The following is an 11,445-nucleotide window of genomic DNA, read 5'->3' as shown; positions in this document are numbered from 1 at the left end:
CCCCACAGCAGCGCGCAGTACACCACCAGTGGCGCCAGCGTGATGCGGTAGCAGCGCAGCACAAACACGCACAGCGTCTGCACCGCATCGGCAGCGTGGTACGCCGCCACCCAGACCAGCACCGTGCCGGCCACGGCTGCCACGCTGGCGTTGTCGGTGTAGATCTGGCTGATCGAGTGTCTTGCTATCAATAGAATAGCTGCCAAGGCAATACCCACTAGCGCAGCGAGTGAAAAACCCATCAAAACCACCTGACGGGCTCGCTGGGGCTGCTGTGCGCCCAGCCAGTAGCTCACCCTCGCGCTGGTGGCGATGGACAGCGACAGCGGCACCATGTAGAGCACAGCAGCCATGTTGGCGGCGATCTGGTGGGCGGCCGCCGAGGTGGTGCCCTGGCGCGCGATGAACAAGGCCATCAGGGTGAAGGAGGTCACCTCCACCATCACAGCCAGCCCTGCTGGAATGCCGAGCCTGGCAAAGCCTGCAATCGTGGGCCAGTGCGGGGGCTCCATGCGGCGCCACAGCCCCAGAGGGGTATAGATGTCCTGCGTGCGCAGCAGCCACACCGCCAGGGCCAGCATGCTGCAGTTGACGACCAGTGTTGCCCAGGCGCAGCCCACCACCCCCTGTGCAGGCAGGCCCCCGCCGCCAAAGGTGAACCACACCGACAGCGGCAGCTTGATCAGCAGCGAGCCCACCTGTAGCCAGGTGACCAGACGCGGATGGCCCAGGGCCTGGTTGAGGGTGCTGTAGATCCGGAACAGCAGGGCGGGTGGGAGTGCCAGTGCCAGCACAGCCAGGTAGTTTTCTACCTGCGGGCGAAGCGCAGGGGGTACCTCCGTCCAGCGCAGCAGCGCGCCCGGCGATAGCAGCACCGCCATGCCCACCACTGAAGCAGCAGTGCACAGGTACAAGGCCTGTCGCAGTGATCGGCCTACGGCCTCAGGCTGTTGCGCGCCGCGCTGTTCGGCCCATACGGGGAGGAGTGCCTGCAGCACGCCGATCAGTGCGACGTACACACTGATGAAGATGGCCGACCCCACGGACAGCGCGGCCAGCGACGATTCGCTGTAGCGCCCCGCCACGATGGTGTCCGTCACCCCGAAGGCCATGACCGCCAATTGCCCCGCCAGCACAGTCACGGCGTGCCGGGTGATGGTGGACAGCTCCGACATCAGCGGGCCGGGGCCGCCCGGCGGAACAGCAGCAGGTTCTCGTTCTTGTCGGTGGGGCGGGGCAGGGTGGCCCGGGCTTCCCACAGCTCAGCGCGGACCATGCGCTCGGACGCGGGCCAGGAGGCGCTGTCCACCAGCAGCCACTGGCATTCATCCTGCAGGCCCGCGCGCTGCAGTGACAGCTGTCCATGGAACTGCAGAGCCGCCACCTGAGCACGGTTCAGCCCCACGGTCTGAATGCACCCGGGCTCCGGCCCCAGGGCTGCCACCACACTGCGCACCTGCGGACCATAGCTGCGTGCGTAGTCCAGCAGGGGCAGCCACAGGGTCATCAGCAAAAGCCAGCCCAGGGCAGCACCACCTGCGGGCAGCACCAGGCTCTTCCAGATGGGGGCCCGGTTGCGGGATGCGCGCCACCACGCCAGACCACACCAACCCACAGTGGCCGCCACGGCCACCAGCAAAGCCAGTGCAGAAAACTGCGGCACGAACCCGGGCGCCAGCTTGGCCACGTTGGCGGCAGGTTTGGCAGGCACCCCGGTCTGCATGGCAATCCAGATCACCCAGATCGCGAGGGCCGATGCGGTGAAGAACAGCAGCGTGAACCAGTCGATCAAGGCCCCCACGCTGCGGCGCAGCGTAGGCAGGGCAAAGGCTGCCAGCGCAGCCAGGGCGGGCAGGCCCAGCAGCAATGCCCGGTCGGCCGGCTGGGTGGTGATGGTGGCGCCAATCGACACCAGAGTGAACCACAGGGGCAGCAGCAGGTGCCGTTGGCCAGGGCGGCTGAAGATCTGCTGGCGCCAGCGCCACAAGGTCCACAGTGCCAGTGGCCAGGCCGGCCAGCCAAACCACAGCAGCAGGCGCGCCAGACTCAGCCAGTCCTTGCCACCACCATCGAACCCCACAACACGCCAGCGCCAAAGGTCCAGACCCTGGGCCAGGGCAGCAGCCGCCAGTGTGGCTGCGGCCAGCACGGCGGCCCAGCGCCAGCGGCGGTCGGTGTTGCCAGCGGGCGCAAACAGCGCCAGCAACGCTCCACCCATGCCCAATAAGGCCGTAAGGGCGGGGGCTCCGGACAGCGTGAGCCCGGCCATGCCCAGCACTATGGCCACGGCCGGCGCCACGGTGCGGTGAGGCATGGCTGCCACCGCAAAAAACAGCAAAGCGGTGCAGCCAAGCTGTGCCAGATAGCTCGTGACCTCATGCGACAGTTGCGCCAGACCCAGGCAGGCGATCAGCGCCAGCAAGGCGCCATCGGCAATGGCACGCGCATAGTCCAGTGGGGAAGCCTCGCCGCCAAAAGCAAACGCAACCGGTTGGGCGCCTGGGCTGCGGGCCAGGTAGTACACGCCATACCAAGTGGCCATCAGGGTGATGACCAGGAGCGCGATGAACGGTATGCGGGCCGCCATCTCCGGCGACAGCCAAGCCGGTGCCATCTGCACGGCCCAGGCCCCCAGCCAGTAGGGCAGCAGCCCTTCGGTTTCGGGGGGCATGCCACCGAGCAGCGGACTGAGCCAGGGAGTACGCCCCTGGGCGAGCTCCAGCATGTAGCCAAAGGCGGTGACGTCTGCGTTTTTCCACGGATCCCGGCCCACAAAGCCGGGCACTACGTAGGCAATGCACAGCAGCAGCAGAGCCCAGCGGGGCAGTGGGCTGACGGCGTTCTGGGTAACGATGGCGGGGGTGGGTGGAGTCACGCGGCAGTGGGTGGCTGGGCAAAGGAGCCACCGAGAATAAAGGCAAAACCCATGAAAAAAGGCAGCCCGGTTGCCCGGGCTGCCTTTTTGGCGGGATCGCAGGGGCGAATTACTTCGCTGCGGTCTTGCCGAAACGGTTGCGGAAGCGCTCCACGCGGCCACCCATGTTGTCCACGGACTTTTGCGTGCCGGTGTAGAAGGGGTGCGACTCAGAAGAGGTATCCAGCTTGAACAGCGGGTATTCCTTGCCTTCGTGGGTTTCAGTTTCCTTGGTGTTCACGCACGAGCGGGTCACGAACTTGAAACCGTTGGACAGGTCCACGAACAGAACTTCGCGGTAGTTGGGGTGAATGCCTTCTTTCATGATCTTCCTTTGAGTCAACTGCGGGAGCCGCACCGGCCAGTCCGATGTACTTTCCGCAAGAAAAAGCCCTCTATTATTGCACAGGCTGAGAATTAGCCCCCGCGACGCATCATGTCGAAGAAGTCCACATTGGTCTTGGTGGCCTTCATGTTCTTGATCATGAGCTCCATGGACTCGATTTCGTCCATGTTGTACATGAACTGGCGAAGGATGCGGGTCTTTTGCAGAATCTCGGGGGCTAGAAGCAGTTCTTCGCGGCGGGTGCCGCTCTTGTTGAGCTCGATGGCAGGGAACACGCGCTTTTCGTACAGGCGGCGGTTCAGGTGGATTTCGCAGTTGCCCGTGCCCTTGAATTCTTCAAAGATCACTTCATCCATGCGGCTGCCGGTATCGACCAGCGCCGTGGCGATGATGGTGAGCGAGCCACCTTCCTCAACTTTGCGCGCAGCGCCAAAGAAGCGCTTGGGGCGCTGGAGTGCGGCGGCATCCACACCACCGGACAGCACCTTGCCGCTCGACGGCACGACGTTGTTGTAGGCGCGGGCCAGGCGGGTGATGGAGTCCAGCAGGATCACCACGTCCTTCTTGAGCTCGACCAGGCGCTTGGCGCGCTCGATCACCATYTCGGCCACGTGCACGTGGCGSGCGGCGGGCTCGTCGAAGGTSGAGGCRATGAYCTCKCCCTTSACSGTGCGCTGCATTTCGGTCACTTCTTCRGGSCGCTCGTCCACCAGCAGCACCATCAKGTGCACKTCGGGGTTGTTGGCCGTAATGGCGTGGGCGATGTGCTGCATCATCACCGTCTTGCCGCTCTTGGGCGGCGCGACGATCAGCGCACGCTGGCCGCGGCCAATGGGCGCGATGATGTCGATGATSCGGCCGGTGATGTTCTCTTCGCTCTTGACGTCGCGCTCCAGTCGCATCTGCTCCTTGGGGAACAGGGGCGTCAGGTTCTCGAACATCACCTTGTGCTTGTTCTGCTCKGGYGGRCCGTCGTTGACCTTGTCGAGCTTGGTCAGTGCAAAGTAGCGCTCGCCGTCCTTGGGCGTGCGCACTTCGCCTTCGATCATGTCGCCGGTGTGCAGGTTGAAGCGACGCACCTGGCTSGGGSWGATGTAAATRTCGTCSGTRCTGGCSGTGAAGCTGGTGTCSGGGCTGCGCAGRAAGCCGAAGCCRTCRGGCAGGATTTCSAGCACGCCGTCTGCAAACACCTGYTCRCCSGCCTTGGCGCGCTTCTTGATGATSGCRAACATCARCTCCTGCTTGCGCATGCGGCCSRYGTTTTCGATYTCRAGYTCTTCRGCCTGCTTSAGGACTTCAGACACGTGSAGTGCCTTGAGTTCGTTTAAGTGCATGGAWTGACTCCTTGGCGGAGCTGGTATGAATCTTGGGGGAGGTGGGCTGATGCCGAATGGGCTGCTGTTTGCAGGTCCGGCTCGCCAGGGATCTTGGTCCGGCTGCCAATGCGTGCAGACCGGTGATCTGTGGGAATTATGACAGGAAAAAATGCGGGGGCCTCAGGGGCGCAAGGTGTGGGCTTGCGCAACTGCCAGCGTGTTGTTTCCCCGCAGGTCTATCGCTTAACAAAAAAGCCCCATCGGCATTCGTACCGAGGGGGCTTGGGGCAGTGGGTCAGGCCAGTTGTTGGTCGATGAAGGCGGTCAACTGGGCCTTGCTCATCGCGCCGACCTTGGTGGCTGCCAGCTGGCCATCCTTGAACAGCATCAGGGTGGGGATGCCGCGGATGCCGAACTTGGCGGGGATTTCGCGGTTCTCGTCCACGTTCATCTTGGCGATCTGCAGCTTGCCTTGGTAGGTGCCTGCGACTTCGTCCAGGATGGGCGCAATCATCTTGCAGGGGCCGCACCACTCAGCCCAGTAGTCCACCAGCACGGCGGAGCCCGGTTGGAGCACGTCGGCTTCAAAGCTGGCGTCGGAGACATGTTTGATGAGTTCGCTGGCCATGGCGGAATTCCTTGATTTTGGGCGGGTTGCGACCGGTGTACGTTTAAAGTCTGGGCATTGTGACAGAAACCAATCCCACGTTCACCGGTGTGGCCGGGTCTTGCGACGCTATGACAGTCATAGCGAAAAGCGATCAAACCAGTGGATTTGCGGCCGCAAGCACCGCCCTCTGGCAATGCGCACTGGCCCGGGTGGCCGCGCATGCCCAAGCCCATGGTGCCCATTTGGCGCGTACGGTGGTGCTGGTGCCCTACGCCCAGCTCATGCCCTGGGCGCAGCGCCATTGGGTTCAGCAGTTCCCGCAGAGCTTTGCACCACGTTTTGAAACCACTCGCAACTGGGCTCGCCAGCTGCAAGCTTTCGAGCCCACGGGCGACGACCTGGCGGGCGACGTTGCGCGCGACACGCTCATGGCCCGCACCTTGCTCGACCGTGTGGGGCAGGGCGGGCAGCGCGAGGTGCTGGCCACGCCACTGCAGGAGGYTGCAGCCCAATTGGCCCCGGTGATTGCTGCCGTGCCCCCAGCCCTACGCGCTGCCTGGGGTGACGAGGCACGGAAGCTGCTGGCCACGCCGGAAGAAGGTACCGCCCTGCATTACGAGGCCTTGGTGGCTCGCTTGGCGCTGGAATGGGCACTGGCATCGCGCTACGCGACCGATGTGCTGTTTGAGCCCGGCGTTCGCGRGGCGGTGGATGCGCTGGTGGTGCTGGAGGGATTTCAGTCTGACACRCTGACCCGGGCCCTGCAGGCGCATTGGGGTGAGCAAGGTGTGTGCATTGCGCTCCCCGCGTTGGTCGGTGATGCGGGTTCAACATCGCAGTGGGCCCTGCACGCCGCAACGGACGCCGAAGACGAGGCCCACCGTGCTGCGGCCTGTGTGCTGCGTCATGTCGAGCAGGGTCGGGTGCCCGTGGCCCTCGCGGCCACTGACCGCGCACTGATCCGCCGTGTCCTGGCCCACCTGGACAGCAGTGGCGTATTGGTGCGCGACGAAAGCGGCTGGATTCTGTCCACCACGCGCGCCGCTTCACGGGTCATGGCCGTGCTGCAGGCCGCTGCGTGGAATGCCTCTTCCAACGAGGTGCTGGACTGGGTCAAACACACCCCAGCGCTGATGCCTGGCGAGGTCAATCGCCTGGAGCAATGGCTGCGCAAAGGTGTGGTGCAGCACTGGAGCGCCGCCGCCCAGCTGGGTTTGATGGGCGACGTGGGTGCGCAGCCCCACTTGGCCCGCACCGTGGCCACCGTAGAAGCATGGCGCAGCACCCTGCGCGCTGCACGGCCGCTGGCGCAGTGGCTACCCGCTTTGCGCACGGTGCTGGAGCAGGCCGGCCAATGGCAGGGTCTCCAGGCCGACCCTGCTGGCATGCGGGTGCTGGCCGCTCTGCGCCTGCAGGACGGTCAGCAGTCAGAGCTGGACGGCTGGGGCGACAGTGCGGGCCGCCGCATGACACTGGCCGAATTCACCCGTTGGGCCAAAGACGTGCTGGAGGCCGGGCGCTATGTGGCCGCGCAGGCGGCTGGTGCCCCCGTGGTGGTGGTGCCTATGCCGCAACTGCTGGGCCGCCCTTTCGCCGCCGCCGTGTTGCCGGGTTGCGACGAAAAGCGYCTGCAACCTGCTCCCGAACCCGCTGGCGACTGGACACAGGCCCAGCGCGAGGCATGGGGCCTGCCTACGCGCCAGTCGCTGGAGGCTGCCCAGYGTGCCGCCTGGGCCCATGCCCTGCGCACGCCGGTGGTGGATGTGCTGTGGCGCACCGGTGACGAAGGCGGTGAGCCCCTGCTGGCCAGCGCGCTGGTGCTCGCCCTGCAGCTGCATGGTGCCGCCCTGCCGGGAGCCGATGAGCGCGGTGCGCGCGAGGTGGTCGCCACTCCCACGCTACGCCCCTTGCCCGTGGGCCAGGCGCTGCCGGTGACCCACCTGTCATCCACGGCGTATTCCGATTTGCGCCACTGTCCTTACCGCTTCTTTGCCCAGCGCCAACTGGGCCTGCGCGAGGCCGACGAGCTGGATGCCGAAGTGGACAAGCGGGACTTTGGCACCTGGCTGCACGCGGTACTGCAGCATTTTCATGAAGCCTTGCTGGCGGAGCCGACCGATGGTCTGGATGAGCGCCGCGTGCGCATGGACGCCGCCGCCGAGGCCGTCACCCGCGAGCAGCGTTTGCGGGACGGCGACTTTCTGCCCTTTGCCGCGGGCTGGACGCAACTGCGCGACGGCTACCTGCAATGGCTGGCAGGGCATGAGCAACAGGGCGCCACCTTCCGCCAGGCCGAGTTCAAGGCCCGTCAGCCGCTGGGCGATCTGGAACTCATCGGCACCATCGACCGCATCGATGGGGTCTCGTCCACCGGCGAGCCTGCGGTACTGGTGATTGACTACAAGACCGAAAGCGACAGCGTGACCCGCCAGCGCATCAAGTCCGGTGCGGAGGACACCCAACTTGCTTTTTACGCAGCCTTGTTGAGCCACGACACCCTGCGAGCGGCTTATGTCAATGTAGGCGAGCGCGGCGAGACACAGCTGCACGAACAAGACGAGGTGGTGCACCTGCGCGATGTGCTCATCGAAGGCATCCAGCACGACATGGCCCGCATCGCCGCCGGCGCGCCGCTGCCCGCGCTGGGCGAGGGATCGGTGTGCGAGTTCTGCGCCGTGCGCGGCCTGTGCCGCAAAGACTACTGGGCGGACGCTGAACAGGCGTTGCCCGCGCAGGAGACGCCATGACCGAGAGCCATTCCCCACCCGCCCAGGCCGCTTACGAACACAACGGCCGCCCCGTATCGCGCGAGGCCTTCTACGCCATCGCCTGCGACCCTGCTCGCAGCGTGGCGGTGGAGGCCTGCGCCGGYGCGGGCAAGACCTGGATGCTGGTSTCGCGCATSCTGCGSGCGCTGCTCGACGGCTGCGMGCCGCACGAGATCCTGGCCATCACCTTCACCAAGAARGCSGCCGGYGAAATGCGCCAGCGTTTGCAGGAGTGGCTGGAGCAGTTCAGCCACAAGCCGCTGGAGGAACTCACGGCCGAGCTGGTTGCAAGGGGAATCAGCCCCCAAGGTGCACTGGACAAGCGCGAGGCGCTGCAAAATCTATACCGCCAGCTGCTCACTGCAGGCCGCCCGGTGCAGATCCGCACCTTCCACAGCTGGTTTGCCGCGCTGCTGGGCACGGCGCCGCTGGCGCTGCTGCAACAACAAGGCCTGCCCGCGCACTTTGAGCTGCTCGAAGACGATGCCGAGGCGGTGCGCGAGGTGTGGCCCCCGTTCTTGCAGACTGTGGCTGAGAGCGCCAGCCTGCGTGCCGACTACGAAGCCGTGGTGGCCCGCCATGGCCGCTCGCAAACGCACAAGGCCCTGGCAGCGGCGCTGGCCAAGCGGGTGGAGTTCGATCTGGCGGACGAGGCGGGCGTGGTCGATGCCTCGGTGCCGCCGTTCCAGCAGGCCTACCCCGAACTGGCCGCGTTGGCCGAGCCCGCCGATGCTTTGCAGACCGACGCTGCTCTTCAGCGCTGGCGCAGCCGCGCCAGCGCGCTGGGCGCAGAGGCCAACAAGACCCCCCAAAAGGCGGCCGACGCCATCATCGACGCGCTGGCCTGCGCCGACCTGAACCAGCGCCTGGACCAATTGCGCCGTGCGATGTTCGTGGCCAAGGAAGACCGCCTGTCCAAGAACCTCGAGAAGTTCCCCGCCGCGCAAGAAGCCGAGCCCGAGCTGCAGCGCCTGCTCACCGCACGCCTCCAGCACGAGGCCTGGCAGCACCAGCAGCGCATGGCCCGGCTGGCGCGTTGCCTGATTGCGCAGTTTGTGGCCGTCAAGCAGCAGCACGGCTGGGTGGACATGAACGATGTGGAGCGCACCGCCCTGGTCATGCTGGCGGACCCGGTGCTGTCGGGCTGGGTGCAGGAGCGGCTCGATGCCCGCATTCGCCACCTGCTGGTCGATGAGTTTCAGGACACCAACCCRCTGCAGTGGCAGGCGCTGCATGCGTGGCTGTCGGGCTACGCGGGCTCGGGCGGTGGCTCGGCCGCACCCAGCGTGTTCATCGTGGGYGACCCCAAGCAGAGCATCTACCGCTTTCGCCGCGCTGAGCCGCAGGTGTTCATCGCCGCGCAGRCCTTYGTSCGCGATGGGCTGGGCGGCGAKCTGCTCARYTGCGACCACACACGCCGCAACGCGCGGGGCGTCATCGGCGCCGTCAACGCCGTGATGGGCGAGGCCCAGGCGCAGCACGAAACGAGTGGTTTTCGTGACCACACCACCGAATCCAAACACCCCGGCCAGTTGCTGCGCCTGCCCGCCATCACCGATGCGGACGACGACAGCCAAGGCGCAGCCCGCGACGCCCTGGCCTGGCGCGACAGCCTGACCGAACCCCGGCACGAGGCCGAAGAAACCCAGCGCATGCGCGAATGCACCCAGGCCGCCGCCTGGGTGGCCGCGCAGATCGCCAGCGGCACGCCGCCCAAAGAGGTGCTGGTGCTGGCCCGCAAGCGCGACCGCCTGGCCAGCATGCAAGACGCCCTGCGCGCCCTGCACCTGCCCTGTGTGCAGCCCGAAAAGGCCGACCTGTTTGACGCGCCCGAGGTGCAGGACATGGTGGCGCTGCTCGACGCGCTGGTGTCGCCCACACACGACCTGTCTTTGGCCCGCGCGCTCAAGTCACCCCTGTTTGGCCTGGGTGACGACGCACTGGTCGCGCTGGCGTTGTTGCGCCGCCAGCCGGAACACGCGGGCTGTAGCTGGTTTGATYTGCTATTGAAAAGTGAGCTGCTAGCGCATGAATATCAAGCGCTTGGAGCTGTTTTGGCCCAATATCAGACGTGGGTGGGTACTTTGCCGCCCCACGACGCGCTGCACACCATTTACGAACACGGTGACGTGCTGRCCCGCTTCGCTGCCGCAGCACCGGTCACCCAGCGCCAGTCCGTGCAGGCCAATCTGCGCGCACTGCTGGCGGCATCGCTTCAGCACGACGGGGGGCGCTACCTCACGCCCTATGCCTTTGTGCGGGCCATGAAAAAGGGCGGTGTGCGCGCCCCTGGGCGGGCGGATGCGCAGGCCATCCGCTTGCTGACGGTGCACGGTGCCAAGGGGCTGGAGGCCGATTGTGTGCTACTGCTCGATACCGACACCCGTCCACAAAAGGCCGAGACCATGGGCGTGCTGGTGGACTGGCCTGGCGAGCAGGCCGTGCCGTCTGCCTTCGTCTTTTTGGCCAGCGAATCGACCCCCCCACCCAGCGCAGTGGATGCTCTCGCCGCCGAGCAGCAGGCCCGCAGCCGCGAGGAACTGAACATGCTCTACGTGGCCATGACGCGTGCCAAGCATTGCTTGGCCCTGTCGTCCGTGCAGCCCGGTAACTCGGCCCCCGGCAGTTGGTGGAATCGGCTCGCTCCCTTGGTCACTGAAGTGGACACGCAGGCGTTGGCCCCCGCAGAACATGCCGTGGCGGCCGTAGCGCCCGCGCAGACGTTCACCATCCCCTGCCTGCCCGCGCTGCCCGAGGCGCTGCAAAGCGCGCGCGTGCAAGCCGATGCGGGATTGCCGGGCGACAGCCCTGTGGCCATGCCGGGCGACGGAGAGTCCACCCCCTTGTCGCGCCAGGGCGATGCCATGCACCAGCTGCTGGAGCAAGCCGGCGTGGCTGGTGCCCCACTGGCCGACTTGCGCGCCCAGGGTTGGGCTGCCGCGCGCATTGACCGCCTGGCTCTGGACCACGACATTGCCCCCGCTGCCGCCGCGTTGGCCGCCCGCATGGCGCAGGCCATTCTGGCGGGCGAGGGGGCCTGGGCGTGGGATGCTGCCCTGGTGCAGACCGCCATCAACGAAGCCCCGCTGCACTACCAGGGGCAGAGCCTGCGCATCGACCGCTTGGTGCAGCGCCGCGCGGCACACGCCGGCGATGCAGAGGCCGGCTGGTGGGTGCTGGATTACAAAAGCGCCACCCAACCCCAGCGCCATCAGGCACTGGTGGCCCAGTTGCAGCGTTACCGCGAAGCCGTACAGGCCCTGATGCCGGGCGAGGTGGTGCATGCCGCCTTTCTCACGGGCGATGGGCGGTTGGTAGTGGTGGGCGATACGCCGGGCTCAGCAGGGGCATCGGCGGCCCAGGCCCTCGTGGTGGGGCATACTCGCCCGCCCGTTGCCCCCATTGCGCCGGTTGCTCCAGCACAACCAGAGCGCGCGCCCACCGCGCCAGGCCCTCCGGATTCTCCGCAAGGCTCTCTGTTCTGACATGCC

Annotated in this window: 7 protein-coding genes; 2 read left to right on the top strand and 5 right to left on the bottom strand. The window is 66.3% G+C overall.

Annotated features, from left to right (window positions below; all coding sequences use genetic code 11):
* From AC04MI_RS11945 to trxA, 5 genes are all read right to left on the bottom strand, one after another.
* Positions 1-1,175: MATE family efflux transporter (locus AC04MI_RS11945; protein WP_476497866.1), on the bottom strand; the 1,175-nt coding region annotated here is incomplete at its 3' end.
* Positions 1,175-2,875 carry a hypothetical protein gene (locus AC04MI_RS11940; RefSeq protein ID WP_436078519.1) on the bottom strand — a complete coding sequence of 567 codons (1,701 nt, stop codon included), beginning with the start codon at positions 2,873-2,875 and terminating at the stop codon, positions 1,175-1,177. The genes AC04MI_RS11940 and AC04MI_RS11945, both read right to left, overlap by 1 nt.
* Positions 2,876-2,984: 109 nt before the next feature.
* Positions 2,985-3,239, bottom strand: a complete 255-nt coding sequence (locus AC04MI_RS11935) for a type B 50S ribosomal protein L31 (protein WP_015013594.1) — start codon at positions 3,237-3,239, stop codon at positions 2,985-2,987.
* 92 nt (positions 3,240-3,331) lie between these two features.
* Positions 3,332-4,594 (bottom strand): transcription termination factor Rho, encoded by a 1,263-nt coding sequence (gene rho, locus AC04MI_RS11930; RefSeq protein WP_476497865.1) that lies wholly within the window; start codon positions 4,592-4,594, stop codon positions 3,332-3,334.
* A gap of 277 nt (positions 4,595-4,871) precedes the next feature.
* On the bottom strand, positions 4,872-5,204 hold the full coding sequence (trxA, locus tag AC04MI_RS11925; protein WP_008906761.1) for a thioredoxin TrxA: 333 nt from the start codon (positions 5,202-5,204) through the stop codon (positions 4,872-4,874).
* A gap of 110 nt (positions 5,205-5,314) precedes the next feature.
* Here trxA and AC04MI_RS11920 point away from each other — a divergent pair, with 110 nt between their 5' ends.
* Together AC04MI_RS11920 and AC04MI_RS11915 are read left to right on the top strand one after the other, a co-directional pair.
* Positions 5,315-7,933, top strand: a complete 2,619-nt coding sequence (locus AC04MI_RS11920; RefSeq protein WP_476497864.1) for a PD-(D/E)XK nuclease family protein — start codon at positions 5,315-5,317, stop codon at positions 7,931-7,933.
* Positions 7,930-11,439 carry a UvrD-helicase domain-containing protein gene (locus tag AC04MI_RS11915; RefSeq protein ID WP_476497863.1) on the top strand — a complete coding sequence of 1,170 codons (3,510 nt, stop codon included), beginning with the start codon at positions 7,930-7,932 and terminating at the stop codon, positions 11,437-11,439. The genes AC04MI_RS11920 and AC04MI_RS11915 overlap by 4 nt, the downstream gene beginning before the upstream one ends.
* The last annotated feature ends 6 nt before the right edge of the window (positions 11,440-11,445 follow it).

This window comes from Acidovorax sp. LjRoot204 (genome assembly GCF_056175785.1).
The sequence above is the reverse complement of the archived record's forward strand: the minus strand, read 5'-3'. Positions and strand labels throughout refer to the sequence as shown.

Excerpts from the sequence above, each read along its gene's own strand:
- AC04MI_RS11935 (WP_015013594.1), bottom strand. The coding sequence starts at position 3,239 with ATGAAAGAAGGCATTCACCCCAACTACCGCGAAGTTCTGTTCGTGGAC.
- trxA (WP_008906761.1), bottom strand. The coding sequence starts at position 5,204 with ATGGCCAGCGAACTCATCAAACATGTCTCCGACGCCAGCTTTGAAGCC.